Genomic DNA, 26,680 nt, shown 5'->3' with positions numbered 1-26,680 from the left:
TTGGGTAATATTTTTTGGTTGTAGCGTTTGGCTGAATTGTCATTGATTGAGTGGGATTGAAGGTCGCACCTTCATGGCAACCTATCACCTGCGGTGGGCTCATGTGTCAGCCCTATTTTGAGGTGGTGAGTGAGTTGTTTCATTTTGTTATTTAAGCATTTACCTGTTTTGGGGATTTGTAAGGTGAGTTTTAAACCATAGCCTCATGGTTTATCAATTGCTTGGCAGCAGGCCTTTCGTGCAAACATTCTTTTGGCACGCAGCAAGTCCATCCTTGGATGCTCTGCGAAATCATCCATGATTTCGAAGGCCAAAAGCATGTTTACACCGAGTTATCTATCTCTGTGATTTAGCCGTGTTTGGGTACGCTAAGTATTTGAGGTTGGTAAGCCAAGGCCTTGTGGAATTGAATTTTGCCTGTTGAATACCAATGCTTCATTGTTTTGAATTGCTTGGCAGCAGGCCTTTCGTGCAGGTACTGCTGTGACACGCCGCAAGTACGTTCCCTGTAGGCTCTGCCGTGACATCCCTGTCACGGAAGGTCACAGCCGTACCTACACTAAGTTATCCATCTCTTCGATTTGACCTTGTGAGAAGGTCTAGCCGTAAAATTATTATGGGAATTAGCATTTTTCAGAATGTTTACTCTGACCCCACTTTTCCATTTATTTTATAACTATTATTTAAAACAATCTGGACCAAACTCAACTCTTTCATCCAATGAGCCAGATTTAAGCCTTACTCTGATTGTTTTTCCGGCTTCAGTGATCACATTGAAAACTGCATTTGTCATGACAATATAGTTTTTCGATAGATCTAGATTTGGGCTATGTTCACGAAAATCTATGATGTGCTCAACACTTTGGCCTGCTGTAAATACTGACCAATCTGAAGTTGGCTTTACAGATTTACGTGCCCAAGTCTTTACTGGGTATAGATCGGCGGTATATAGATCAATCGCTTGATTGCCAACATCAAATCTGTCCACTGAACCATAGTCGGGATCGACCATCAACTTACCACCAGAAACATTGGTGAATATAACTTTAACTTGCCCGTCTACAGAGCAGAGTGGCAATACTTTTAACGCAACATATTGCTCCTTTGAATCTCTTTCAATCTCAGCAGGTACAATATCAACACTAAAAAAAACCAACGTTGAAAGAAGAATAATCGTTTTTATTGACATTTTACTGCTCCTATTGCCCATGCTAAATGATAAGGGTTTCTCATCAGTTGTTGATATTCGGATTCAAACCAAGCTGGTGTGGCAAAGCTCTTTCCTTTATTGTCATTAATTTCTGAAACTTCATTTTCAAAATCTTTTTTATATAACGCCACTGTGTAATCAGAGTGATCATCTGTTCTTTTGGGATGTCTTGCTCCAAGAGAATGATGTACTTCATGCATAAATGTCATCAAAAATTTTAAATCATCGTCTTCATTATTACCGTAATTGTCGACTAAATTATCATCGAACGCTATGTCTTCTTCGCTGAAAGGAAAATTCTGACTATTTGTACAGTGAATGGCCCGGGCATTATCAGTGTCTTTCATTATTATATATCTAGGTCCAGAATCAGTACCGGAAAGATCATTCTTTGCAACTTCTAACCGCTGTTTTATTCCAAACAAAGATCGCGACATGGAATCTGTTAGTAATTTGAAATTTGGATGCTGGTAGTCAGGAATACCCATAAGTGAAGCAAGTCCATTCAGTCTACAAGAGTTTTCCAGATTCGGAGATGAAAAATCTGAATCAATGTTACTCAAAAGTACTAATAAATCTTCCGCTGCCTTCTTAAGTGTATTTTCGTCACTAGTACTTAAAGATAACGTTTCATAACCAATGCACCATGAATCTATATTCTCTCGATTTTTCAATTTGTCATCAGGGTTATAACAACGGTCAATTTCACCATCACCATTTGTATCATGTCCATCACGATATATTTCGTCATTACAATATAATCCTCCTCTATTTTCCGTGTTTACTAGATCGCCGATTAGAGCAAAGCCACCTTCTATAACTTTTGTTGTACCATTACCATCCCAATTATAATATTTTAGATATCCTCTACACCTCATAAACTCGTATCCCCAACCATCAATACCTTTATAACAATCGGCGAACTATTTTGTATCAGTATTAAAGGCTGAAATCGCTTCATCCATGGCTCTCCAACAAATTTCAGCTGGAACTTTATCATCAAATCCAAATCCTATTCCTGGATAGTTATCTCTACAGGTATAGAAATACTTTTCAGATTGTTGTGGAGGAATAAAAGTTGCGTCATCAGGATAACCATGTGGGGTGGGGGTGGCATTAGTCGAGAGTGACGCCACTAATACATATAAGTAAAAAACTTTCTTCACTACTTAATTCCCTTTAAATTAGTGTACTAATAATGAGACGGACCCGAATTAATGGAGATGATTAAACTTTTAAGGGAGCAGATTGGATTCTTCATTCCCTGAATAGTGCATCGATGGTTGATTCGAGTTGGCCTAGCTTTGTCCTTAAGTGGTGATACTTTAATCTATCTGGTTGGTGGCAATCAACATGTTATGTCACATTTTTTTACGTGAAAATAATAACTTGTCTCAATGCTACCCAATGAAGCCAAATCGAAAAGACGTTTAAATACAAGTGTAAGCACACTTTTGGCTCTCGGCGGCATGGACGCCGCCGTGAAGCCTCCAGGGACGGAACCTCGGCGTGCCAAAAGAGTGCTTGCACAACCCCCCGCCGGGCAGGCGATAGATTGCCATGAAGGTTTGACCTTCACATCTGACGTAAATACAAATCAGGCCAAATGCTGCTTCCCAATCGATAACAATCGACGCCAAATCGAAGAGACGTTAGACACCGAGTGCAAACACGATTTTGGCCTTCGAAATCATGGATGATTTCGCAGAGCCCACATGGATGTGCTTGTGGCGAGCCAAAATAGTGTTTGCACAACCCCGCCGGGCAGGCGTTAGGTAACAATGAAGGTACGACCTTCAAACACATTCGATAAATACGAACTCAGCTAAATGTTAGCTAGCACTTCATTCACAGTATCAAATGAAGTCAAATCGAAGAGAGTTAATAACCCAGTGTAGATACGGCTGCGGACGTTGATGGCAGGGATGCTATCGTCGAGCCTCCACGGACGGATTTACGGCGTGTAGCAGAAGTATCTGCACATATGCCCACGGCAGGTGATTGATAGCAGCGAAGGTTAACGCTTAATCAACCCTCACCGCAGGTGATAGATTGCAATGAAGGTACAACCTTCAAACACATTCAATAAATAAGCACTCAGCTAAATGTTCGCTAGTACGTCACTCACCTTACCCAATGAAGCTACATCGAAGAGAGTTAATAACCCAGTGTAGATACGGCTGCGGACGTTGATGGCAGGGATGCTATCGTCGAGCCTCCACGGACGGATTTACGGCGTGTAGCAGAAGTATCTGCACATATGCCCACGGCAGGTGATTGATAGCAGCGAAGGTTAACGCTTAATCAACCCTCACCGCAGGTGATAGATTGCAATGAAGGTACAACCTTCAAACACATTCAATAAATAAGCACTCAGCTAAATGTTCGCTAGTACGTCACTCACCTTACCCAATGAAGCTACATCGAAGAGAGTTAATAACCCAGTGTAGATACGGCTGCGGACGTTGATGGCAGGGATGCTATCGTCGAGCCTCCACGGACGGATTTACGGCGTGTAGCAGAAGTATCTGCATATAAGCCCACGGCAGGTGATTGATAGCAGCGAAGGTTAACGCTTAATCAACCCTCACCGCAGGTGATAGATTGCCATGAAGGTACGACCTTCAAATCTCCTGTAAATAGAAATTAGGCCAAAGATTCCTTCCCAATCGCCCACAATAGAGCCAAATCGAAGAGACGAAATGACCCAGTGTAAACACGATTTTGGCCTTCGAAATCATGGATGATTTCGCAGAGCCCACATGGATGTGCTTGCGGCGAGCCAAAATAGTGTTTGCACATTCCTCGCCGGACAGGCGTTAAGTAGCAATGAAGGTACAACTTTCAAACACATTCAATAAATAAGCACTCAGCTAAATGTCAGCTAGTACGTCACTCACCTTACCCAATGAAGCTACATCGAAGAGAGTTAATAACCCAGTGCAGATGCGGCTGCGGACGTTGATGGCAGGGATGCCATCGTCGAGCCTCCACGGACGGATTTACGGCGTGTAGCAGAAGTATCTGCACATAGGCCTGCGGCAGGCAATTGGTTAAAGCGAAGGTTAACGCTTAATCAACCCTCATCGCAGGTGATAGATTGCCATGAAGGTACGACCTTCAAACTGTAGTGGCACATTAAATTTGGCCACTACTACAAGGCATGTATCAATACCTAATTTGGCACTACACGTAGGTTATAAGCAGAAAATACTAACCATTGAGATTGAACTCGCTTCATGAAAAACTTCTGTTCTACAACCGTAGGATTTGATTGAGTGTTATATGTGACATTCACAAAGGCCCTTCCGTCGAGGGGTTTGTTTTCTAACAACTCAACTTTTTTAATCTCCTTGATCTGTTTATCAAGAAGCTCTTGCACATACCGATCACTATATTCTCTACTTTTAACTAAATAACCCGATAAGGCATCATCGGTTAGCTTACCTGCTTTTAATTTTGTAAATAGCTCTGAGAGCACCTCATCGGGTTGCTTAGCGATCTTATCTATATGACTCTGCTGAAGCTGTTGGTATTTTTCGTTGAACTCGTCGATAGCGAGTAACAGCAAATCATGTTCATTTTGGGGAAGTGGATAAGCGTATAACAATGGATTTTTGGCGGTGCGTTTACTGCGTAATTCTGCCCATTTTTTTAGATACGAAGAATCGCTTGCCATGTCTAACAATATGGGCTTGTCTTTTTCTTCATAATGTCGAAATTCGGGAATATTCTTCAATAAATCAGCGAGTACTGTAGATTGCATATCGACTCTTACTGACTTGCTCCACGGAAAGACGCTAGCTTGCATAATGTTGTTGAATCTAACCCCATCAGGATCAGTATAAATTATGTCAAATTGAGGTAGTGATGCTTGCTTGCTCATCGACATCTTAAAGTTTTGTTCTGCAGTGACTTCGGACGTACATTTGAAACCACTTATTTCTAATGTACCCGAAGAGTCAAAATTGGCAGGCAAGCCTACCGAAACATCTACCAGAAAATTTCTTTCCTTCAGGCTAGAATGATATTTAACATCATGCTGGCAATCTACAGCCAAAGTATTTGCGCTGATCAATAACGATAGCGTGAATAAGGCATATTTACTGAGCGTATTTTTTTCTATCCTAGAATTACATTGATGCATACCATTTCCCTTGATATTTAGTAAAGCGTGGTTGTCTTGGCGCTTCGACTTCTATGATTGCCTGAGACTCACCAGTTCTACCGGTAAAGAATTTGATTGAAGCGTGCTCTGCATTCGATAGCATTTCCAAGTATTGATGAAACCTTTCATTCTTAACATCAAAAGCTTGTAGCATTTCATTCCATTTTTTACGTTCACCATCAGCACCAGAAACAACGTGAAGTCTTTTTAAGTCGGTTGGCAAAAAATAATTGTATAAGTATGCCTCTGCAGAAGAGTTAGCATCTTTGCCATCAACATATAGGTGGTGTAGCAGGGTACGTATCTGTGCTTTATCTTCGGTATGCTCATCGATTGATGTTGCGTTGGCTGCGTTGGCAATTAACAGTAATCCAATCATGAGAAATCGCATCATATAAAATTCCTTTTATATCGCTTGTAGTTAAATAAGCTAATTAAATAAACAGGGTCAAATTAACAGAGGCAGAGCAAACTTTTGAGGGAGTTGGTTGGCGTATGGTGACTGGCTTTTTCATTCCCTGAATGGCGTGGTCGATGTTTGAGTCGAGTTGGCCTAGCTCTGTCCTTAAGAGGTGATACTTTAATCTATCCTGCTGGTTGTAATCAACATGTTATGTCACATTTTAGTATGCTTTTTTTCGTAAAAATAATAGCTTGTATCAACCAGCAACAGATGAAGCTAAATCGAAGAGATGTTAGACATAGGTGTAAACGCGGCTGCGGCCTTTGCCAGCATGGCCGCTCTTTGACATCCCTGTCATCGCGGCATTTGTGAATCCATTCACATCAGATGCTGGCGTAGAGCCCACAGGGATTGTGCTTGAACAACGTCCATGTCTAAAAGCCAGTTCGGCAAAATATATCCATATACAAATGCCAGTTCGACATCCCTGTCTCTCGTTCGCGAGTATATGGATGTCGCCAAGCTCACTCTGCCTCTCGTTCGTAAGCACGAAGCTATGCTTCACTCACCGTGCCGCAGAAGTGTTTGCACATTCCTCGCCGGACAGGCGTTAAGTAGCAATGAAGGTACAACCTTCAAACACATCCAATAAACAAGAACTCAGCTAAATGTTAGCTAGCACTTCATTCACAGTATCAAATGCAGCTAAATCGAAGAGACGTTGGATACCCAGTGTAGATACGCAGGTGACCTTCGGTTTCAGGGATGAAACCGCAGAGCGGCCAGGGATGGCGCACAGCGTGTCACAGGTGTATCTGCACATCCCCCGCCGGACAGGCGTTGGTATGACTCCCCACGTCAAGCAGAACGTAACAATATAGGCCTAAATTTTTAAGCCAATTTTAGTTTACCCCCTATGGGATTGAGTTAATGCAGACGATGAGGCAAGTACTTTCGTCGGTTGTCATGCTGGGTCCGTGGATTACTCATTTTTCAATAAGCAGCGCCTACCTTACTTGATCCGTCGTGGCACCTGTCGTCAGTCTATGTTCGTGGTTCAATACAGGATTAGCCGTATTGCCATCCTAACGCCGTCGGTGGTTGTGCCACACCCGATGCCTAATCAACCGCATTAACTCAAAATCGTTACTCATGCAGGAACTCTCGCTATCCGTAATTTAGGGTCAACTTGTACTAACACCACTTCTCTTGCAATAGCCCAAATATAAGCAATCATCTCTCGTGCAATAGCCGTCACGACGACATTGTAGTGTTTACCTTTATACATTAATCGTTGATAGCGTCTGCATAACCTTAATTGCGCTTGCCATGCGATATCAATAATCTGCTTTGGTAAGCCTTCTTGTCGTTTTTGTAAATCCGTTGAGATGTTAGCTGAGTAACGGTAAGTATGAGCACCTTCTACTAATAATCGGCGAGCACGGCTATTACCGCATTTTGTGATGGCTCCAATATGCCGTTTCCCGCCGCTTGAATGTTCTGAAGGTACTAACCCCAGATAGCTCATCAGTTTTCTAGGGTGATCAAACCGGGTGAGATCTCCTAGTTCAGCAATCACTCCGGTAGCCACTAACAGCCTTACACCTCTAAGAGCTTGGATTGCTTTCACAACAGGATAATAGCGCCAATTCTTTACATGATGTTCCAATTCATTATCGAGCCGCTTAAGCCTTGATAGGCGTTCGGTAATGGTTTGTAAATATTCTTGTAAGACAATCTGTTGACTAGGATGGGGCAAGATGAGTTCTGTTAACCAGCGTAAATGTTGTAGTGACCAGTTAGCGGTGCCTTTATAGTTGATATTATTTCGTAATAGCAGCGCTTTGAGCTGATATTTGGCATCTTTTAAATCTTTCATTGCCGTTTCTCGCGCACGTGATAAGTCACGGATAGCTTCATCTTCTGGCTCTGGTACATATATTGGGGTTAAGTCTTCAGATTTAAGTAACTTTGCTAATTTAAGCGCATCTCGCTTATCCGTTTTGACCTTCTCCCCAGGCTTTTTAGGAACTAGAGAAGGAGCTATTACATAGCAACAATGACCAAGGCTTGTGAGTAAGCGATAAACCCAATAGCCACAAGGTCCAGCTTCGTAGACGAAATGCAATATAGCGTTAGGATATTTTGATTGGAATTGTTGAGCGAGTTTGGTGATTGAGGCCTTCGCACTAGAAACTCTACCGTAATGAACGGCTTGCGCTCCACGTTGTTCTTCAATATAAGCAACTTCAACGAATTCTTTATGCGTATCAAGGCCAATAAAAAGTGTGCTATGTTGTTTCATGCTGATCTCCAATTTTTAGTTTATGAACAAAACTAGTATGGCTCTGGCTTTCAGCTAACCCACGATTGATTGGAGATCAGCATCTTTGTGGGGAGTCATTATGTCTAAGTAGCAATGAAGGTACAACCTTCAAACACATCCAATAAACAAGAACTCAGCTAAATGTTCGCTAGTACGTCACTCACCTTACCCAATGAAGCCAAATCGAAGAGATGAAATGACCCAGTGTAGATGCGGCAGAGGGTATCGAAAACATGGCCAAAAATGTTCCCGACATTTTTCGGCATTCCCTACTTCCATGTAGGTCAGATGTTTTCGTTAAGCGGCCATGGATGGCGTACAACGATATCCCTATCTAAAAACCAGTTCGGCAAAATATATCCATATACAAATGCCAGTTCGACATCCCTGTCTCTCGTTCGCGAGTATATGGCTGTCGTCAAGCTCACCCTGTCTCTCGTTCGTGGGCTCGAAGCTACGCTTCACTCACCGTCCCGAAGCAGTATCTGCACATCCCCCGCCGGGCAGGCGATAGATTGCCATGAAGGTGCGACCTTCAAATAGTCTCTCCGCCGAACAGGCGTTAAATTAGACCTCGCTTGATGATATCAAGACATCAAACTTAGGGTTGTCTCTTAGGTTGGCGAAATCCGCCTCATTGGCGGCGACCTCTTTGAAGGACACGCTGTTTTCGATGGCCTGTTCTAAGTCCGATAGTGCGCGATCTTCTTGTCCTAAACAGGCAAAGGCACAGGCGCGTTGGTAGAGCGCGTGAGCATTGCCGGCATCGACTTCGAGTACGCGGTTACAAAGACTAAGCGCCCAGTTAAATTCGCGCATCTCCATCGCCGCATCGGCTTTGTAGGTCATGGCTTCTAAATCACCAGGACGAATACTTAAGATCTCATTGTAGACAGAGATCTTCTGTTCAGGTGTTTGTGCACTTTGTGCATGCAGCCACAGGGTATGGATCTCGTTGATGATCTCAATTTCACGGTTGTTCTTGGTGATAATGCGGCTCTTACGTTTGAGGTCGTGCTCTAACTCTTTAAATTTCTCTTCATACTGCTCGGTGATTTTCTGTAGCTGCTCGGCGGCGAGCTTAGCGGTATTGGTTTTAATTTCTCGCAGTGATTGCCAGCCAATAAAGGCGATCAATGAGGCGACACCTGCGATGATATAGAAGAAGTAGGTCACAGTGACGTTGGCGTAATTGAGTGATTTATCAGCCACAGCCAGTTCTCGATCGGTAATATCGACCGTCATCCGGCGTTCTAAATCTTGCTGCTCCATTCTCAGGGCTTTGAGCTCATCCAAGATATACCGCTCGACCAGTGGCCTATCCAGAATGTCGAGATCCGTATGGCGCTTATCTACGGCGGCAGGGGCCACATTCTCTTTTGCTTCATCATTTACTGCCGCACTCACATCGACGGTGAACGAGATGAGTACGATGGTGATTAGGGCGATAAACAGACGCAGCATGGTGGGTTCCTTTAAGCTTTGGTAAAGCGAGCCATCATAATGATGGCCAAAATATAGGTACACCCTAACAAGTTACGCTGTTTGATGCCAATTTAGCTCACTGGCCGAGCGTAATAAACTCGGTGTTTCAGGTGTCGAAGTCGGGGAAGTTGTTCGAGGGGCTTTGACTTGTCTTTGGGCTTAAGTGGCGGACAACAAACTTGCTGGTGGCGTGGTGCTGTGAGTGCGGCTAAGCCTGAGGGAGTTTGACTCTAGTTCGACTATGTTCCTCACTCGTTGCAATCAACAGGGTCTTGCTTGTTCCCGACATATTTAAGACTTTCTCTTCATCCCTGGCGGTCAGATGTTGTGAATGCCCTTAATACACGACTATATGGATATGGCCGCCTCACACGACCATGGTCAACTGGTGACCCATGCCCATATCATAATGATAGGTTTCCTACTCTCCTTTAGTTATGCCCTGTGTTACCGCTTGTGGCAACATCGGCAGCAAGGTAGCTTAGTGACGGCGCAGCTGTGGTTGCATCAGCTGGGCACGATTGGCGTGACGAGTGGATTGTTTTTACTGTATGGCGAGTGGGTAGTTGTAGACTTGGTGGACCCTTTCTTAGCCGTGTCATCCTTTAGCGTGTTTGGCGGTGTGCTGGTGATGCTGGTGCAGATAATTACTTCCTCGGGCAAGGCTCAGGCCTAGTCAGAAACAAAAAAGGTGAAGCCTAGGCTTCACCTTTTTTAATGCTAAGCTAATGGGTTATTCGCCTTGCTCAACGCCTGCACGGTTGATCAGGAACTGAGTTAGCAAGGGCACTGGACGGCCAGTTGATCCCTTGTTTGCGCCACTGTTCCAAGCCGTTCCAGCCACATCAATATGTGCCCAGTTGTACTTTTTAGCAAAGCGTGACAAGAAGCAAGCCGCTGTGATTGCGCCAGCCGGACGGCCACCTAAGTTGGTCATATCGGCAAATGGGCTTTCGAGGTGCTCTTGATACTCATCCCAAATTGGCATGCGCCATGCGCGGTCACCACTTTGCTCGCCGGCATTGAGTAGCTCATGGGCAAGCGGGTTATGTGATGAGAATAGACCCGATGCATGTTTACCTAATGCGATCACGCAGGCACCAGTTAGGGTTGCTGTATCCACCACAAGTTCTGGGTCGAAACGCTCAACGTAAGTCAGCACGTCACACAATACCAGACGACCTTCGGCGTCAGTGTTGAGCACCTCAACGGTCTGGCCTGACATAGTAGTTAAGATATCACCAGGGCGATAAGCGTTGCTCGATGGCATGTTTTCACAGCCAGCCAAAATACCCACGACATTGATGGGTAGGTTGAGTTCGCAAAGAGCCTTCATGGCACCAATAACACCCGCCGCGCCGCCCATGTCGTACTTCATCTCATCCATGGCTTCGCCTGGCTTAAGAGAAATACCGCCGGAGTCAAAGGTGAGACCTTTACCGACTAATACTATCGGCTTTTCAGTGCTATCGACCGCGCCTTTGTATTCCATTATGGTCATAATGGATTCGTTATCACTACCACGACCAACAGCTAGGTATGAGTTCATACCCAGTTTAGCCATCTGTTCTTCACCAACCGTAGTTACCTTTAGGTTGTCAAAGTTCTCTGCAATTTGGCGAGCCTGTGAAGACAAAAAGGCTGGGTTACAAATGTTAGGTGGCATGTTGGCTACGTCACGGCATAAATGCATCCCAGATGAGACTGCCATGCCATGTTCAATTGCTCGTTCGCCTACGGTGAGCTCGCGACGAGTTGGCACATTAAAGACTAATTTACGCAATGGGCGACGAGTTTCGCCTTTACGGGTCTTTAGTGCATCGAAGCTGTATAGGCTGTTTTGTGTGGTTTCAACGGCTTCACGTACTTTCCAGTAGGTATCGCGTCCTTTAACATGAAGTTCAGTTAGGAAGCATACCGCTTCCATTGAGCCTGTTTCATTTAAGGTGTTGATGGTTTTTGTTATTATCTGCTTGTACTGGCGTTCGTCTAGCTCACGCTCTTTTCCACAACCTACAAGAAGGACACGTTCACTCAAGACGTTAGGAACATGATGCAGAAGTAGCATCTGACCCGGTTTACCCTCTAAATCGCCGCGGCGAAGTAGGTTGCTAATGTAGCCTTCACTGATTTTATCCAGTTGCTCAGCAATACCAGAGAGGCGTCTAGGTTCGTAGACACCAACGACAATACAGGCCGAACGTTGTTTTTCCGGGCTGCCGCTCTTAACGCTAAACTCCATGAGCTCTCCTAGATTCTTAAAGACAAATTTTATTATTTATTAGATAATGTCTGCTTGTGTCCAAATCGGACTTAAAAATTGGCACACCAATGTTAATTTTCGGGTGTTTTTTATACCATTTTTAGTTAATGGTTGGTCACAAAACTACCAAAAGTAGACAGTCTACATGAAAAGTGGGCTGATACCAGCATAAATATAAGTTTAGGGACTGGATCCTGCCTGTGATTGTATTTAGATACTTGATTCGAGAAGTTTTAAAAGCCCAAATGGCGGTACTTTTAGTACTGTTAGCTATTTTTATCAGCCAACATTTTGTTCGGGTGCTTGCTGATGCATCAGACGGGGAATTTCCCGCTTCACTCGTTATGACCCTATTGGGGTTAAATCTTCCTTATCTAGCCGTACTAGTGGTGCCTTTAAGTCTCTTTTTGGGGATTTTAGTCGCCCACGGGCGTATGTATGCCGAGAGTGAGATGGTGGTATTTCATGGTGTAGGGATCAGTGAGTGGTATATCACCCGGGTCACCTTGCTATTGGCGCTTGCCAATATGCTATTTACAGGCTTTTTATCCATTTATGTCACGCCTTGGGCTGAAGAGACGCAAAATCGCGTCTTAGATAATGCACAGTCTGAGGCAGGGTTAGCCGCGTTGACCCAAGGGCGATTCCAAACCAGTCCTAATGGACGAGCGGTATTGTTTGTCGAGCGCATTGGTCGCGATAATCGTTTAGATAAGGTTTTTGTTGCTCAGTTACCCGATCCTGAAGATAGTTCTGGAGAGGCGAATATTGTCGTTGCTCAAGGCGGTAGCGTGATTGAGGATGAGACGGGCGCCCAGCGTTTAAAGTTAAACGATGGCACTCAGTATCAGAGCAAGCCCAAGCAACTCGACTATCAAGTTGCAGACTTTGCGGGTTATGAGATGCAAATTAAGGAGCAGGAGGTTGATCAGCGAAGACGCAAACTTTCTGCGTTGCCTATCGATCAACTGCTCGATACCGAAGGCCCTGGCGCTGTCGCCGAGTTTCATTGGCGTTTAGCTATTCCATTGGCTATCCCCTTTATGACGCTGATAGCCGTACCTATGGCAAGAGTCAATGTGCGCCAAGGTAAGTTTGCTAAGATGTTGCCGGCCATATTGCTCTATTTAGGGTATTTCGGGCTGATGATCGCTGGGCGTAAGGCGCTGGAAGATGAAGTGATACCTGCTTACCTCGGTATGTGGTGGATCCACGCATCGGCACTCTTTATGGGACTGTTGCTGCTGGGTAAAGAAAGGCCTGTTGGAGTTAGGCTTTCAGTGCTGCTTAAACGTAAGAAGGTGGCCGCGTGAGAATTATAGATTTCTATATCTCTAGAGTATTGTTGAGTACCTCTGCATTATGTTTGCTGGTGCTCACTGGTTTGTCTGGCATTATTAAGTGGGTAGATCAGCTCCGTCTTGTGGGCCGCGGGACGTATAGCATGATAGATGCAGGGATCTATGTGTTGTTTCTTATTCCTCGCGATATTGAGATGTTTTTTCCGATGGCGGTGCTGCTTGGCGCGCTAATCGGTATGGGGATGCTAGCGTCTAATTCTGAGTTGGTGGTGATGCAGTCATCTGGACTTTCACGGTTTCAGATAACACTATCAGCAATGAAAACGGCTGTGCCTCTGATGATTTTGGTGATGGCTCTGGGTGAATGGGGCGCGCCAGTTGCTGAGCGTCATGCTAAAGAGTTGCAAGCGGTAAAGCTTTCTGGTGGTAGCCTGTTTCAATCGAGCCGTGGGATCTGGGCTAAAGATGGCGATCTGTTCGTCAACATAGGTGAAGTTGAAGATGTCAACAGCCTACATAATGTGATGTTGTATCAGTTTGATGAAAACCTTAATTTAATCAGTACCATTGAAGCTAAGCGTGGTGTCTACGCAAAGGATCATTGGCGCCTTATTGACGTACGTCAAACTCAGCTAAGCCAAGATAAGGTGACACTGACAGATCTGACCTTGTACCGATGGGATTCAACCTTAACGCCAGATAAGCTCAGTGTCGTTTCAGTGACGCCTGAGGCGTTATCGATAGAGGGATTGATGGATTATCTCGAATATTTGCGGGTTAATAATCAAGACTCGGGTCGTTATGAGCTGGCGCTCTGGCGCAAGGTGATGCAACCCATCACGGTTGCGGTAATGATGCTGGTTGCCTTGTCATTTGTGTTTGGTCCGCTGCGCACAGTGACTATGGGGGGACGAGTATTGTTAGGAGTTGTAGCGGGTTTTAGTTTCTATATCTGTAATGAGATTTTTGGGCCCATGACTTTAGTTTATGGATTACCCGCAATCGTTGGCGCGATAATGCCGCCGATTATTTTCAGTAGTATCGCTATCTACTATATTCGAAAATAGGCTTGATGGCTGAAGGTATTAGGTTGGAAGGTGTGAGTGCTTGAGTGCTTCGATACGAAAACCAGCATCAAAAAAGGACCATCGAACGGTCCTTTTTTGATGCTGGTATTTAGGGGTTAAACCCCATGCCAGTTGCGCATCTGATTAGCTTCTTTCGATAGGACCACCACTTCTGAGCGAGTCATCATATCTTGCAGTGCAAGCTTATCACCATTGATTAAGATCCATAAATTGCCTATACCCAACAGAGACCATACGAGGCGCGCCGCCGCGGTTATCATGCTTAGGCTTTGGCCATTAGGATGCTGGATCTTCAGACGCCATGCTCGCATACCTAAGGTCTGACCGCCGTAACTCCAAAACAGGATATAAAATAGCGCGACACACAGGGCGATCCACAGCTGATAAATTCCTTTGTAGAGGGGCGTGCCGTTGAGTAGATCCGATACATGTTCAAAGCCATCCATCGACAAGACCCCGGATGAACTTAAAGCGGTAAAGATGCCAAAACCTATGGCACCCGCAATCATGTATACCGCAACAGCCAGTAATAGGTCATAAACAATGGCACCTAGACGGCGAAAGAAGCCGGCGCGTGGAAAGTTAGCGTGTTCACTATTGGACATCAGAGTTCCTACATCTAGTGGTAGACAAGAGTGGGTAGAGCGATATGTTATCGGACTGCTTACTCAATTTCATCTCGAATAAAATGGATATTGGTAAAGCCGAAACGTTCAAATTCTTTCAGGCGGTAATCTTTGACGGCTTGTGAGCCTTTAGAAGTCATCGCAACTTGGGCTTCCATCGCGTGATAACGCGTGAGATCGACACCCTCTGCAGCGGCAACCGCCTCATACATGTCGTTGAACTTATCGTAAACAAAGTTGATCTCTTTATATTGCTTCTTGAAGGTGTAACCGACTCTACGGGCCATATCGTTCTCTTAAGTATTTATATCTAGTAAATTCTTCGACTTAAAAACTACTCGCCGGATATTTGATAGACCATATAGCAGGCATCTTCGGGGTAGTCGTCGAGGGATTTGTCGATTATACGCGATTTAAACCCAAGACGGTGCCAATAAGTGTTGGCGCCTTGCACGGCGACCAAAGAAAGGGTGTCAAAATTGAGCTGTTTTGCCTTATTGACCAATCGGTTAAACACTTTTTCTCCAGCGCCTAATCCGCGAGCCTTGTGGGAGAAGACGATATCATGAAGATAGAGGGTGTTGGCATCGTTGGGGGCATCGATAACCTGTTCTAGGCTTGGTGGTTGATTGATACGCCACGGATGAGCGAGGCAGTAACCTAACACGTCACCATCGACCTCAAGCACATAACAAGATTGCGGTGCCACAAAGGCCTTGCTCTGCAACGCCGCTAAGGATTCATGAACGATATCGGGATAACATTCCTCCTGAATGGTTAAAATCGCTGGCCAGTCCGTAGGAATTATATGACGAATGTTCATGATGCCTATATCGCTTATTCTTAGAGTTAGTGTTATTCGAATGAGTATTGAGCGATTTTCGATGGTCTCACAGTATGATTAGCTAATCAATTATCTGCTAACTCACTAAGCCGCCTTCTGGGCTATATTTTTAGTAGGCTTATCTGAGTCTTGAATGTTTCATTCGCCTATTCAGTCTGTTATCCTAAATCGGTGAATATTAAAATCCAGTGTGTCGACCCGTCTCAACACTTTCAGCACAATCGTCTTGAGTCATAAAATAAGTGCAAAAGATTAACTAGGCCTTAATCGTCCCTCGATAATGGCTATTCTCATGGAGAGAGATAAAGTGGATTTTTTACTTCTGTCAGATAACTTACCTTTTAGTTTAGCCATCGCCTTTGTCGTGTTGTTAGGCTTAGTGGAAGGCATTTCTATGGTATTGGGCGTAAGCTTATTTGGTTTACTCGACGACTTTTCACCTATCGATGTCGATAGCGATTTTGAAACGGGGGCTACCGGTGTTACAGGTGTCGTCGGATGGCTGTGCCTAGATCGCTTACCCTTGCTCATCTGGCTAGTATTGATGCTCATCAGTTTTGCTATCGCGGGTTTCTCTATCAATTATGTTGCGCTGCTCACCTATGCTCCTGTGCCAGTGACGATTGGTGTACCGATAGCGCTTTTGTTTAGCGCGTTATCGTGCCGATTTTTAGGTGCAAAGTTAGCATTGATATTACCTAAAAATGAATCCTCAGCGGTGTCCGTTGATGAACTTTCTGGGTTCATTGGTGTGATCACTGTGGGCTGCGCTCGACGCGGGTTTCCTAGCGAGGCAGCCGTGCGCGATACCTTTAACCAAAAGCATTACGTGTTAGTCGAGCCAGAATCAGAAGCGTTCGAGTTTCCTAAAGGCACACAAGTCGTGTTACTAAAGCGCAACGGCAAAATATGGTCGGCGGCAAAGTTTATCAATTAACGTAAGAAGTTAGTCAGTAACGGGCATAACCCATACCACTGGTTATGCTTTTCAATCAGATGTAGTGGCATTTTTTAAGGAATAAAAATGGGTGAAATTCAGGGGATCGGCTCGACGCTTAACGGCAGTTTTGTGTTTATTGTCGCTGGCGCGGTATTAATTGGTTTATTGGTGATCGGATTGATATTCGCCAAGCTCTATCGACGTGCGTCGAAAGAGATGGCGTTTGTGCGAACCGGTTTTGGTGGTGAAAAAATCATTAAGGATGGCGGTGCGATCGTACTACCAGTGCTGCACGAAACTATCGCTGTCAACATGAATACACTGCGTATTGAAGTGGAGAAAATGCAGAAAGATGCATTGATCACTAAAGACAGAATGCGCGTCGATGTGCGCGCCGATTTCTACCTGCGGGTGGCCCCGAGCTCTGAAGGGATCTCGATGGCAGCGCAGACCCTTGGTACACGGACAACCCGCGTCGAAGAGGTCAAAAAGCTGATGGAGTCCAAGTTTGTCGACGTGCTACGCGCGGTCGCGGCTGAGATGACCATGACAGAGATGCATGAGCAGCGAGCGGATTTTGTGCAACGAGTACAAAACAATGTTGCCAATGATCTTGAAAAGAACGGTTTAGAGCTAGAGTCGGTTTCGTTAACAGGCTTTGATCAAACAGATCTGCAATTCTTTAATGAAAATAACGCATTCGACGCCGAAGGTCGCGCGCGCCTCGCTAAGATCATCGAAGAGAAGCGCAAAGAAACCAACGATATCGAGCAAGATAACCGCATTAAGATTGAACAGCGTAACCTTGAAGCGGAAAAAGAGTCGCTAGAGATTGAAAAGGCTGAACAAGAAGCTCGACTGGCTCAACAACAGGTACTGGACTTTAAGCGAGCCGAGCAAAAAGCTGAGATCTTAAAGCAGCAAGAGCAGAAGACCCGTGAAGAGCGTGAAGCGGAGATCGCCAGAGAGCGCGCGGTTGAAACGGCTCAGATTGAAAAGACCAAAGATATCGAAACCCGTGAGATCGAGAAGCGTAAGTCGATTGAGCAGTCTCGTATTCAGCAGCAGCGCGATATCGAAGTTGCCGAGCAGGAAAAGCAGATCGCCGTTGCCACCAAGTCTGAAGAGGAGTCGGCGGCGCGTGCTAAGGCGGCCGAGGCTGAAAAGTTAAAGGTTGAGAAAGAGGAAGCGGTAATTACCGCTCGCCAAGTGGCAGAAGCTAATCGCCGAAAAGAGATTGAAGTCATCGATGCGCGTAAAGAGGCAGAGCGTGAAGCGGTTGCGGTAACCGTCGAAGCCGAAGCCGAGAAACGCGCCGCAGAAGATAGAGCGAGTGCGATTCTGACGGAATCCAGAGCCAGTGCAGATGCTAAGATATTGCAGGCACAGGCCAATGAGAAAGTGTACGAAGTCGATGCGAAAGGTAAGCAGGCCTTACATGAAGCTGAAAACGTGCTGAGCATAGAACAGATCGAGCTGCAGAAGGCACTCGCTATGCTTAAAGCCTTACCACAGATCATCGAGCAATCGGTTAAGCCGTTAGAGAATATCGAGGGGATTAAGATCCTTCAAGGTTATGGTGCTGGCGGCAATACCCTGGCGACGGTTCAGGGTGAAGGGCATGTGAGTCAAGGCGGTATGGCCGAGCAGGTCACCAGCGCGGCGCTTAATTATCGCGCTAATGCGCCCTTGGTCGATGCCATGTTAAGAGAGTTGGGTTTGGTGGATGCCGATAAGGGGAGCCTGAACTCTCTACTCAGTGGCAATCATCAGTTAATCAATGAGGTTTTCCCTGGGGGCGAATCGACTCACCATGCTCATGGTGTCAAGGGGGCTACCTTAAACGGTGCGGGTTCAAAAAACAGTGGGTTAAATGGTGCCGAAGCTACTGACGCTGAGCCGCGCCAATAGACGGTAACCGCAGCACAACAAGAAGCACCCGTTTGGGTGCTTCTTTGTTTTTAGGCGCCACTAATGCTACTAAAGGTATCTATTAAGTAGATGCTGCTTAAAGTGAGCCGGATTTAAGCTTTCCCCTGTCGCGGCAGTAACTAACTCATCAGTGGTGAGCAGTGAACCTTTAGACCAGATGTTATCCTTTAACCACTGCATGACAGTCTCTATATTGCCACTGCTTATCAGTGAGTCTAGATTGCCTATTTGGCTCTCCATACTGGCTCTGAACTGCGCGGCATACATGGCGCCTAAACTGTAACTAGGGAAATAACCAAGTTCTCCCACCGGCCAGTGAATATCTTGCATGCAGCCGTTGCGATAATCCCCTTGGGTCGATAATCCCAATAGCGATTGCATGGAAACGTCCCAAAACTCAGGCAGATCGGCCACGGTCAGGCTACCGTCGATAAGGCCTTTTTCCACTTCATAGCGCAGCATAATATGGCAAGGATAGGTCACTTCATCGGCATCGACACGGATAAGCCCTGGTGATACTCGGGTTACCAGTTGTTGTAGCTGGCTATCGCTAAATTGGGTATTTAGATACAAGTTAATACTTTGAGTGAGCTGTTTGAGTAAGCCTTCACCGCGGGCCAGCTGCATCTCAAAAAACAGGCTCTGGCTTTCGTGAATCGCCATCGAGCGGGCTTGCCCTGCAGGTTGTCCGCGCCATTTGATTGGTAATCCTTGCTCATACCTAGCATGACCCGTTTCATGGACAGTGCTAAATAGCGCGGTAAGAAAGTCCTGCTCATCATAGCGAGTGGTGATCCGCACATCGCCAGGAACACCGCCTGAAAATGGGTGGCTGCTGGTGTCGAGTCTTCCTTGGCTAAAATCAAATCCCAGTTGGGTTATCACCTCGGTATTCAAGATCCGCTGCGCATCGACTGCGGTGTTGGGGACAGCTATTTTCGGCCACGCTTGCTGCCGCACTTGCACTTGGCTGATAAGATCTGGCAGCCAGGTTTTTAGATCGCCAAACACCTTATCAATTTGTGCTGTGCTGGTACCTGGCTCAAATTTATTGATCAAGGCATCATAGGGTGCCATGTTTTGCACTTCACCTAGGATGTTCGCCTCTTCACGAACCAAGGCGATAACCGCTTCTAAATTGGGTTTAAATCCTTGCCAATCATTATTTTTTCGCTGCTCCCGCCACCCATGTTCACAGGCGTAAGTTAGCTCGGTTTTCGCCTGAACCAGTTTACCCGGAAGCGCCGTCGCTTGAAGGTGTTGGTAGTTCATTTCGCGTAAGTTAGCGCGCTGATCATCTGACAATGGTTCATCGGCGGCACGTGCCAGTTGTTCACTTAAATAGGCAGAGGTCTTAAGAGTATGAATATGCAGTGCCAGTTGTGCCATGGCCTCGCCGCGAGCCTGACTGCCGCCTGCGGGCATCATGGTCGCCTGATCCCAATCTCCTAAAGCCTGCAAATGCTCAAAGTGGTAGATGGTTTTAAACTGCTGACACAAGTTATCGTAGTCTTGTAATGAATGGGTCATAGTTGCTCTCGTATGCAGAGTTGTTGGAATCGCTCGCTAGCGTTAGCTAACTAATAGCGCCAATGCTGGCTGCTGATTATTTGGGTAAACTTTATAGGCTTTATGGTGCTTGATTAAGCTCGCTTTCTTGTTGCCAGGGCTAAGTAGTAGCCCATGTTTTGCGGCTAATCTGGCAAGCAATTGTTCATCGCTGCGGACATAGAGGGTGATGGGTTTAAGTAGTTGTCCCGCTTCGATGTGTTGCTCATACTGTTCAACTGAGATAATCAGGCTGTTGCGACCATCGCTGCCTAGCTTTAGCTTGCCATTGACTTCGCAGTCAAGGATCACCAGCCACTTCGCTTCATCGAGTTCCTCAATCATCGCCTTAAGCGCGTCACCAATATGCTGGTTGTCCATGGCGGCCAGATATTGAGTGTTTATGCGAGCAAGAAGATCTGGCAGCTGAGCATTAGCGCCCAAGCTTCTGCCATCACGGATCCAGTTAGTTAGATCGCCTGCAACTAACTTAGCAAAACGTCGCTCTTTTAATGCTTGTGCCATCCAGCTACAAATAAAGTGGCTCTCAGCCGCGGCTGTTTTTATGGAATTCGGCGTGTCGGCTCTTTGCGCTAAAGCGCTAAGTCCAGCTTGGGCTAATTCAACAATGGCTTGGTTATAGGTTTGCTCTGTCATGGTTTCTCCGAGCAGAAAAAGTGGCGATTTGCTCGGAGAGTATACCCTATATCCTTGTTATCCCTCTATGATTGCATTCCTTTATAACGGCATGCCTTTATTTACTGCGGGACTAAACTCGCAGCGGTTAAGATGAGTTTTGGATCGGCGCGAACCTTGTAATTTGGGTTAACGTATTGAAAGTGCACTAAGCCATTTTTATCTATGATATAGATGGCGGGAACGGGTAATACAAGGCGTTCATCGCCGTCACTATTTTTCCACATTTGGTTGTTAACTTGTAGCTTACTTTGGTAGGCCTTAGTCGTCTTGGCACTGGTAAAATAAGCCAAGCCAAATGCACGCATGGCATCAAGTTTAGCATCGGATAACAGGGTGTAATCGAGTTTTTGCTTGGTTAGGGATGCGTTTAATGCGTCTGGCGAGTCGGGTGAAATACCGATGAGCTGAAAGCCCATGTTAATCAGATCTTGCTCAATCGCTTTTAGTTGGCCCATTTGGGCGTTGCAGAAGGGGCACCAACCTCCGCGATAGAAGAAGATCACACTCGGTTTGTTTGCCGTAAGCTTTGCTAGGCTGACACTGTCGCCGTTAAGCTCGGTAACCGTCACACTTGGGATCGTTTGACCGTTTAAGAGTGGCGAGATCGATAACTCATCTTGGGCGATGGGTTTTGCCATACTCGGCAGGCTAATTAGTAAGATAAATAGGGCTAATAACACTTTGTTCATTGGGGAGCCTTGTTGGTATTGTTATTGATACACAAGAGACCCGAGAACGAACAAGGAACTTTCATCGATATGCCTAAAACAGCTTTTTAGGCGCGAGGCCGTTTTTTGATTTGCCACTGAATATAAAACGATATTGCAACAGCTCTAATCTCGCTGCACAAAAAAGGCACGTTTAAGTGCCTTATTTGTATATAAAATAATTCTGTGACCGTACGTCGATTATTTTGGCTTCTTTATTTTGGCATTAGCAGAGTTCTTCAGCTTCACTCGGCGAGTACCTAAGTTTTTTTCGGCGACGACCTGAGCCCCTACATTGTCACTACGCTGTTGTTTCTTGGCGAAGCTGCGACGTTTCTGTAGATGTTTGATCAGTAGTTCTCGACTACCAACCTCGTAGCCTGGGATCGTAATACGGCGGATCTTGTTACCGATCAATTTCTCGATATCGTGTAAGGTGCGCTCCTCTTCACGACTGACCAAAGAGATGGCGACGCCGCTTCGACCGGCACGCCCCGTTCGGCCGATACGGTGAACATAATCTTCTGCAAGGAAGGGGAGATCGTAGTTAACGACATACTCTAATGCTGGAATATCTAAGCCGCGAGCTGCCACTTCGGTTGCAACCAATGCGCGCACTTTACCCTCTTTAAACTCACGTAGGGCACGACGACGATTTCCTTGGGCTTTTTCGCTGTGTACTACAGCAGACGGAATTCCGTCGAGGTTGAGTTCCTTCACTAAGGTATCGGCGGCTTCTCGCGTGGCGGTAAATACCAGCACTTGTTGCCAGTTCTTGGTGCCGATTAACTCTGACAGTAACTCACGCTTGCGGCGCTGTTCTACAGGGTAGACAACTTGGCTCACGGTCACTGCCGTGGTGTTTTGCTTATCAACACTAATGAGTTTGGGCTTAACCAGCATCTCGTTTGCGAGCTGTTTAACTGCATTTGAGAAGGTCGCCGAAAACAGTAGGTTTTGGCGTTTGCTATTAACCGCCTGCAGAATTTTTTGAATGTCGCTGATAAAGCCCATATCCAACATGCGGTCGGCTTCATCGAGTACCAAGAAATCCACATTGGATAAGCTCAGATTACAAGCTTGAATATGTTCCAGCAGACGGCCAGGGGTGGCGACGATAATATCGGCCCCTTTCTTTAGCTTCTGCGCTTGGGAATCCATCTTAACGCCACCATAGATGGTTAACACAGATATGGGTAAGTAGCGACTGTACTCTTTGATATTGTCAGCAACTTGCGCGGCCAACTCTCGAGTTGGCGCTAAAATTAGGGCGCGGGTATTTGAACGCTGAGTCTCGCTTGGATTGTCGACCATTTTTTGTAATATAGGCAAGGCAAATGCGGCGGTTTTACCCGTACCGGTTTGCGCACTTGCCAGCACATCTTGGCCACGGCGAATGGCTGGAATGGCTTGCTGCTGAATAGGCGTCATTTTTTGATAGCCACAATCGGAGATAGCACGCACAATCTCTGGAGCAAAACTAAAAGATTCAAATCTCATTGGGATATCCTGTTTTTACCTATTCAACATAACGACAATATAACAATTTAGTTTGGTCTGGTTAATCAACGGAGAACGTCTCCCTAGATTAATGACTGACGCCAAATGGCGGCCGCGGAGTATAGCAAAATTTTTGGTTAAAACCTGCACTTTTATTGTATTGACTCAATTGCGTTCGATAAAGCCGGCATCGCTGGGTTTAATGATAGATGAGGTATACAGAGTCGATTTTTTTATTAGCTCAAATAAAAACAGCACCTAGATTAGTGCCGTTTATCGTTAACCTTTAGATGACCAGTTAAACAAGCTTGTTGAGCTTAAATTGCTTCGGTTGCTTGTAATAGCCAGGCCAGATCTTCACCTTGCATTAACGGCGCTAAGGTTTCGCGAACCCGTTGATGATAAGCATTGAACCAAGCAAGCTCATTATCGTTCAACAATTGTGTGTCGATAAGTCGTGAATCTATCGGGATGAGTGTCAGTGCATGAAACTCATAGGTTTCCCGTTCGGCACCTTGCAAGGCAGCACATGGACGAACCTCAACTAAGTTTTCAATCCGGATACCAAAGGCATCGGCGCGGTAATACCCTGGCTCGTTAGAGAGCACCATGCCAGGAAGTAACGCGACATTGTTACTGTTTTTCGCGATACGTTGTGGTCCTTCATGGACACTCAAAAAATGGCCTACGCCGTGGCCCGTACCATGATCATAGTCAAAGCCATGTTGCCACAGATATTGACGCGCAAAGCTATCGAGCTGCTGGCCTGTGGTGCCTTTGGGGAAGCGAGCCTGATCGAGTGCGATATGGCCTTTTAATACTAAGGTCACCATCTTACGTTGCTCTTGGCTAACCTTGCCGATGGCGATGGTGCGGGTCACATCTGTGGTGCCATCTAAATATTGTGCGCCAGAGTCGACTAAGTAGATGCTATTCATCTGCATCATGGCTGGGGTGCCATTATTGTGATTATAGTGACACATGGCCGCGTTGGCGCCAGCGGCCGAGATGGTATCAAAGCTGGGTTCACGATATAAACTGTCTTGCAGACGAAAACTTTCCAGTTTATCCGCTAGTACGCCTTCGTCATAGAGTCTATCTGTGGCGACCTCTTTGTCTAACCAAGCGAGGAAGCGGCTAACGGCTACGCCATCTCGGATATGGCAGGCGGTCATCCCCGCAAGTTCTGCGCTATTCTTCTGCGCTTTTGGCAAGGCTACGGGATCAAGGCCTTCAACGAGCTCGGCACCATGTTGTTTTGCCGTTAATTGCATCCAGGCATTAGCGCCGTTGGGATCGATTAATAATTTCACCCCAGAGAGTGAACTTAATGTCGTTTCCAGTTCGCTTTCTGCTTTAAATGTCACGCCCGGGCCAACATGTTGCTCGATATTCTCAGGCAGTTTATTGAGGTCGGTAAATAGCACCATGTCGCCATTGGCATATAGCAGTGACGCGCCGAGCACGACTGGTAGTCTTGGGACATCGCTGCCGCGAATATTGAGCAACCAGCAGAATGAGTCCAATGCTGTGATAAGGGCGCAGTCGGCGCCCGCTTGTGCTACTGCGGCGCCTATTTGCGTCCGCTTTTCAATACTAGAGCGTCCAGCGCTTTGTTCATCAAATAGGGTGATAGGGGCCGTCGATGCTTCAGGACGCTGTTGCCAATGCTGGTCGACTGGGTTGGCGGTCATGGAGACGAGTTCGATGCCGGCTCGTTCAAGTTCAGTTTTGGTCGCTTGATACCAATTTAAAGAGTGTAATCGCGCATCGATGCCGACTTTTGCGCCAGCTGATAGCTGTGAGACTAACCAAGAGATCTGCGGAGTGTCGGTCAGGCTCAAGTATTGGTAGAGCGAAGCATCGACCTGCTGTTTGACTTGCACAGTGTAACGACCATCGATAAAAATGGCGGCACTCTCTTTTAGCACAATCGCCATTCCCGCCGAGCCGGTAAAATTAGTAAGCCATTGCAGACGTTCATTTCGCTCTGGCACATACTCGCCAAGATATTCATCGGCGCGGGGAAGGATAAAGGCGTCTAATTGGGCTGAATCTAGCTCATTGCGGACTAAATTGAGGTGTTGTGCTGTTGGTGTCGTCATACTGGCTCCTGTTTTTACTACCGTGAAGGTAGCATCGGGCTTGATCAAATGAGCAAGGATTATCGCAGTTGCAGGCCAAGGTTGGAAGAGGGGAGTAGGCATGGGCGAGATCATTACCCTAGATTATTAACCTAGGTGTAGTTTATCTTGTTGTATAAATTAATTGCGTGATCGGTGAATGGAGAAGAGAAGATGCCAAGAAACGTATGGGTGTTAACCTTAGCACAAGCGTTTGCGATGAGTGCTACGCCCATGATGATGCTGCTTGGTGGCTTGATTGGTGTCGAGTTAGCGCCCACTCCTGCGCTGGCCACGCTGCCGATTGCCATGATGGTGATTGGTGTTGCGCTGTCGGTGATTCCGGTTAGTCGGCTTATGCGCCGGTTTGGACGTAAGCGGGTATTTATCTTCGGGGCTTGCGGTGGTGCTTTGGCTGGGATTGTTGCCGCCATTGCCACTCAAACACATTGGTTTTCACTGTTTTGTTTTAGCGGTTTTATGCTGGGCACATCGGGGGCGATTGTACAGCAATATCGATTTGCGGCGATGGAGTCGGTCGAGGCTATGGATGGGGCTAAGGCGGCTTCGCGTGTGCTTGTCGGTGGGTTAGTCGCCGCGTTTGTTGGCCCTGAATTAGCTGTTTTTGGCTCTAGCCTGATCAGTGAGCCCTATGTGGGGGCATTTCTTTTTTTAACCCTAGTTTGCTTGATTGCAGCGGCGGTGCTGAGCTTTTATCACGAGCCACTTCAAGCGCCAATGAGCCTTAATGAGCCTGTGAGCGACGGGCGGCCACTGGCGAATATTCTATCGCAGCCACAGATATGGACTGCCGTTGGCGCCGCAACTATAGGTTATGGGATGATGAGTTTTGTGATGACGGCCACCCCGCTGCACATGCATCATATAGAGCACCACTCACTCGCCGATACTAAATGGGTGATCCAAAGCCATATCATCGCTATGTATTTCCCTTCACTGTTTAGTGGCTATTTGATGGCTAAGTTTGGTCCTAGAAAAATGATGTTAGCAGGCTTGTTCGCCTATGGTATCACTATCACCGTGGCCTTATTGGGACATGAACTACTCAATTATTGGGTCGCACTTGTGTTATTGGGTATTGGTTGGAATTTTCTATTTGTTGGCGGCACCGTATTATTACCCCATTATTATGAGAGCGATGAACGATTTAAGGTTCAGTCTTTTAATGATGCCTTTGTGTTTGGCTCACAAGCGATCGCCTCATTAAGTGCGGGATGGGTTTTGCATAATCTCGGCTGGGAGGTGATGTTGGTTAGCTGTATTCCGCTTATCGCCATTCATCTTTGCCTGATGGCGTGGGGCAGAATAGCCCTGCTTAAGCGTCCAAAGTTTGAGTCTTGAATGGAAATATCACTTTTCGATTGGCATAAACTTAATGACTATGCTGTAAATGTAATCAAAGCAATACCTTAGATACAGTTTTTATGGCGTTTTAGTCACTAATTTGTGATAGCATTGTTGATCATAAAGTTAACCTCATTTTTGTACTTGAACAG

23 protein-coding genes are annotated in these 26,680 nt (G+C 46.0%); 7 read left to right on the top strand and 16 right to left on the bottom strand.

All coding sequences use genetic code 11. The features are described from left to right. Positions 1-679: 679 nt before the first annotated feature. The 5 genes from K0I73_RS14530 to K0I73_RS14510 form a co-directional block, all read right to left on the bottom strand. The gene (locus K0I73_RS14530) at positions 680-1,189 is read right to left on the bottom strand and encodes a hypothetical protein (protein WP_220061783.1); all 510 of its coding nucleotides are present in this window, start codon (positions 1,187-1,189) and stop codon (positions 680-682) included. Next, positions 1,180-2,088, bottom strand: a complete 909-nt coding sequence (locus K0I73_RS14525) for a hypothetical protein (RefSeq protein ID WP_220061782.1) — start codon at positions 2,086-2,088, stop codon at positions 1,180-1,182. The genes K0I73_RS14530 and K0I73_RS14525 overlap by 10 nt, the downstream gene beginning before the upstream one ends. 45 nt (positions 2,089-2,133) lie before the next feature. Beyond that, the gene (locus tag K0I73_RS14520) at positions 2,134-2,376 is read right to left on the bottom strand and encodes a hypothetical protein (RefSeq protein ID WP_220061781.1); all 243 of its coding nucleotides are present in this window, start codon (positions 2,374-2,376) and stop codon (positions 2,134-2,136) included. Between the two features lie 2,009 nt (positions 2,377-4,385). Continuing rightward, positions 4,386-5,357, bottom strand: coding sequence for a hypothetical protein (locus K0I73_RS14515; RefSeq protein WP_220061780.1), 972 nt, complete (start codon positions 5,355-5,357; stop codon positions 4,386-4,388). Continuing rightward, positions 5,344-5,772, bottom strand: a complete 429-nt coding sequence (locus tag K0I73_RS14510; RefSeq protein WP_220061779.1) for a hypothetical protein — start codon at positions 5,770-5,772, stop codon at positions 5,344-5,346. The genes K0I73_RS14515 and K0I73_RS14510 overlap by 14 nt, the downstream gene beginning before the upstream one ends. Positions 5,773-6,758: 986 nt before the next feature. On the opposite strand from K0I73_RS14510, the gene K0I73_RS14505 reads away from it, so the two are divergent. After that, positions 6,759-6,917: a hypothetical protein gene (locus K0I73_RS14505; protein WP_220061778.1), complete on the top strand. Its 159-nt coding sequence runs from the start codon at positions 6,759-6,761 to the stop codon at positions 6,915-6,917. A 14-nt stretch (positions 6,918-6,931) separates the two neighbouring features. Here the strand turns inward: K0I73_RS14505 and K0I73_RS14500 are convergent, their stop codons facing one another. Both K0I73_RS14500 and K0I73_RS14495 read right to left on the bottom strand, forming a co-directional pair. After that, a complete protein-coding gene (locus tag K0I73_RS14500) occupies positions 6,932-8,086 on the bottom strand; it encodes an IS110 family RNA-guided transposase (protein ID WP_220061777.1) in 1,155 nt (384 codons plus the stop codon). Between the two features lie 588 nt (positions 8,087-8,674). After that, positions 8,675-9,571: a tetratricopeptide repeat protein gene (locus K0I73_RS14495; RefSeq protein WP_220061776.1), complete on the bottom strand. Its 897-nt coding sequence runs from the start codon at positions 9,569-9,571 to the stop codon at positions 8,675-8,677. Between the two features lie 352 nt (positions 9,572-9,923). Here K0I73_RS14495 and K0I73_RS14490 point away from each other — a divergent pair, with 352 nt between their 5' ends. Further along, positions 9,924-10,268: a TonB-dependent receptor gene (locus K0I73_RS14490; RefSeq protein WP_220061775.1), complete on the top strand. Its 345-nt coding sequence runs from the start codon at positions 9,924-9,926 to the stop codon at positions 10,266-10,268. Between the two features lie 57 nt (positions 10,269-10,325). On the opposite strand, the gene pepA is transcribed toward K0I73_RS14490, so the two are convergent. Continuing rightward, positions 10,326-11,834 (bottom strand): leucyl aminopeptidase, encoded by a 1,509-nt coding sequence (gene pepA, locus K0I73_RS14485; RefSeq protein WP_220061774.1) that lies wholly within the window; start codon positions 11,832-11,834, stop codon positions 10,326-10,328. A 221-nt stretch (positions 11,835-12,055) separates the two neighbouring features. Between pepA and lptF the strand changes: the two genes are divergently transcribed. Together lptF and lptG are read left to right on the top strand one after the other, a co-directional pair. After that, complete coding sequence (gene lptF / locus K0I73_RS14480) at positions 12,056-13,168, top strand: LPS export ABC transporter permease LptF (RefSeq protein WP_220061773.1); 1,113 nt, start codon at positions 12,056-12,058, stop codon at positions 13,166-13,168. Continuing rightward, positions 13,165-14,223, top strand: a complete 1,059-nt coding sequence (gene lptG / locus K0I73_RS14475; protein WP_220061772.1) for an LPS export ABC transporter permease LptG — start codon at positions 13,165-13,167, stop codon at positions 14,221-14,223. Before lptF ends, lptG begins: the two co-directional genes overlap by 4 nt. A gap of 116 nt (positions 14,224-14,339) precedes the next feature. On the opposite strand, the gene K0I73_RS14470 is transcribed toward lptG, so the two are convergent. The 3 genes from K0I73_RS14470 to K0I73_RS14460 are packed head-to-tail and all read right to left on the bottom strand — an operon-like array spanning position 14,340 to position 15,693. Next, entirely contained in the window at positions 14,340-14,849 is a 510-nt protein-coding gene (locus K0I73_RS14470) for an RDD family protein (RefSeq protein WP_220061771.1), read from the bottom strand. Between the two features lie 59 nt (positions 14,850-14,908). After that, positions 14,909-15,157 (bottom strand): DUF2960 domain-containing protein, encoded by a 249-nt coding sequence (locus tag K0I73_RS14465; protein WP_220061770.1) that lies wholly within the window; start codon positions 15,155-15,157, stop codon positions 14,909-14,911. 47 nt (positions 15,158-15,204) lie between these two features. Beyond that, complete coding sequence (locus tag K0I73_RS14460; RefSeq protein WP_220061769.1) at positions 15,205-15,693, bottom strand: GNAT family N-acetyltransferase; 489 nt, start codon at positions 15,691-15,693, stop codon at positions 15,205-15,207. Positions 15,694-16,006: 313 nt separating this feature from the next. On the opposite strand from K0I73_RS14460, the gene K0I73_RS14455 reads away from it, so the two are divergent. Beyond that, positions 16,007-16,651 (top strand): YqiJ family protein, encoded by a 645-nt coding sequence (locus K0I73_RS14455; protein WP_220061768.1) that lies wholly within the window; start codon positions 16,007-16,009, stop codon positions 16,649-16,651. 87 nt (positions 16,652-16,738) lie between these two features. Then, complete coding sequence (locus tag K0I73_RS14450; RefSeq protein ID WP_220061767.1) at positions 16,739-18,565, top strand: flotillin family protein; 1,827 nt, start codon at positions 16,739-16,741, stop codon at positions 18,563-18,565. A 69-nt stretch (positions 18,566-18,634) separates the two neighbouring features. Here K0I73_RS14450 and K0I73_RS14445 read toward each other — a convergent pair whose 3' ends face one another. The 5 genes from K0I73_RS14445 to K0I73_RS14425 form a co-directional block, all read right to left on the bottom strand. Then, positions 18,635-20,116, bottom strand: a complete 1,482-nt coding sequence (locus K0I73_RS14445; protein WP_220061766.1) for a carboxypeptidase M32 — start codon at positions 20,114-20,116, stop codon at positions 18,635-18,637. A gap of 42 nt (positions 20,117-20,158) precedes the next feature. Next, positions 20,159-20,791, bottom strand: a complete 633-nt coding sequence (locus tag K0I73_RS14440; protein WP_220061765.1) for a DUF2913 family protein — start codon at positions 20,789-20,791, stop codon at positions 20,159-20,161. Positions 20,792-20,892: 101 nt separating this feature from the next. After that, positions 20,893-21,522: a peroxiredoxin-like family protein gene (locus K0I73_RS14435; protein ID WP_220061764.1), complete on the bottom strand. Its 630-nt coding sequence runs from the start codon at positions 21,520-21,522 to the stop codon at positions 20,893-20,895. Between the two features lie 219 nt (positions 21,523-21,741). Beyond that, positions 21,742-23,040, bottom strand: a complete 1,299-nt coding sequence (locus tag K0I73_RS14430; RefSeq protein ID WP_220061763.1) for a DEAD/DEAH box helicase — start codon at positions 23,038-23,040, stop codon at positions 21,742-21,744. A gap of 317 nt (positions 23,041-23,357) precedes the next feature. Next, complete coding sequence (locus K0I73_RS14425; RefSeq protein ID WP_220061762.1) at positions 23,358-25,145, bottom strand: aminopeptidase P family protein; 1,788 nt, start codon at positions 25,143-25,145, stop codon at positions 23,358-23,360. 192 nt (positions 25,146-25,337) lie between these two features. On the opposite strand from K0I73_RS14425, the gene K0I73_RS14420 reads away from it, so the two are divergent. Further along, positions 25,338-26,525 carry an MFS transporter gene (locus K0I73_RS14420; RefSeq protein WP_220061761.1) on the top strand — a complete coding sequence of 396 codons (1,188 nt, stop codon included), beginning with the start codon at positions 25,338-25,340 and terminating at the stop codon, positions 26,523-26,525. The last annotated feature ends 155 nt before the right edge of the window (positions 26,526-26,680 follow it).

The organism is Shewanella mesophila, from assembly GCF_019457515.1.
GTDB classification, from domain to species: Bacteria; Pseudomonadota; Gammaproteobacteria; order Enterobacterales; family Shewanellaceae; genus Shewanella; species Shewanella mesophila.
The sequence above is the reverse complement of the archived record's forward strand: the minus strand, read 5'-3'. Positions and strand labels throughout refer to the sequence as shown.

Excerpts from the sequence above, each read along its gene's own strand:
- K0I73_RS14530 (WP_220061783.1), bottom strand. The coding sequence starts at position 1,189 with ATGTCAATAAAAACGATTATTCTTCTTTCAACGTTGGTTTTTTTTAGT.
- K0I73_RS14525 (WP_220061782.1), bottom strand. The coding sequence starts at position 2,088 with ATGAGGTGTAGAGGATATCTAAAATATTATAATTGGGATGGTAATGGT.
- K0I73_RS14515 (WP_220061780.1), bottom strand. The coding sequence starts at position 5,357 with ATGCATCAATGTAATTCTAGGATAGAAAAAAATACGCTCAGTAAATAT.
- K0I73_RS14510 (WP_220061779.1), bottom strand. The coding sequence starts at position 5,772 with ATGATGCGATTTCTCATGATTGGATTACTGTTAATTGCCAACGCAGCC.
- K0I73_RS14500 (WP_220061777.1), bottom strand. The coding sequence starts at position 8,086 with ATGAAACAACATAGCACACTTTTTATTGGCCTTGATACGCATAAAGAA.
- K0I73_RS14495 (WP_220061776.1), bottom strand. The coding sequence starts at position 9,571 with ATGCTGCGTCTGTTTATCGCCCTAATCACCATCGTACTCATCTCGTTC.
- K0I73_RS14490 (WP_220061775.1), top strand. The coding sequence starts at position 9,924 with ATGCCCTTAATACACGACTATATGGATATGGCCGCCTCACACGACCAT.
- pepA (WP_220061774.1), bottom strand. The coding sequence starts at position 11,834 with ATGGAGTTTAGCGTTAAGAGCGGCAGCCCGGAAAAACAACGTTCGGCC.
- K0I73_RS14470 (WP_220061771.1), bottom strand. The coding sequence starts at position 14,849 with ATGTCCAATAGTGAACACGCTAACTTTCCACGCGCCGGCTTCTTTCGC.
- K0I73_RS14465 (WP_220061770.1), bottom strand. The coding sequence starts at position 15,157 with ATGGCCCGTAGAGTCGGTTACACCTTCAAGAAGCAATATAAAGAGATC.
- K0I73_RS14460 (WP_220061769.1), bottom strand. The coding sequence starts at position 15,693 with ATGAACATTCGTCATATAATTCCTACGGACTGGCCAGCGATTTTAACC.
- K0I73_RS14455 (WP_220061768.1), top strand. The coding sequence starts at position 16,007 with ATGGAGAGAGATAAAGTGGATTTTTTACTTCTGTCAGATAACTTACCT.
- K0I73_RS14450 (WP_220061767.1), top strand. The coding sequence starts at position 16,739 with ATGGGTGAAATTCAGGGGATCGGCTCGACGCTTAACGGCAGTTTTGTG.
- K0I73_RS14445 (WP_220061766.1), bottom strand. The coding sequence starts at position 20,116 with ATGACCCATTCATTACAAGACTACGATAACTTGTGTCAGCAGTTTAAA.
- K0I73_RS14440 (WP_220061765.1), bottom strand. The coding sequence starts at position 20,791 with ATGACAGAGCAAACCTATAACCAAGCCATTGTTGAATTAGCCCAAGCT.
- K0I73_RS14435 (WP_220061764.1), bottom strand. The coding sequence starts at position 21,522 with ATGAACAAAGTGTTATTAGCCCTATTTATCTTACTAATTAGCCTGCCG.
- K0I73_RS14430 (WP_220061763.1), bottom strand. The coding sequence starts at position 23,040 with ATGAGATTTGAATCTTTTAGTTTTGCTCCAGAGATTGTGCGTGCTATC.
- K0I73_RS14425 (WP_220061762.1), bottom strand. The coding sequence starts at position 25,145 with ATGACGACACCAACAGCACAACACCTCAATTTAGTCCGCAATGAGCTA.
- K0I73_RS14420 (WP_220061761.1), top strand. The coding sequence starts at position 25,338 with ATGCCAAGAAACGTATGGGTGTTAACCTTAGCACAAGCGTTTGCGATG.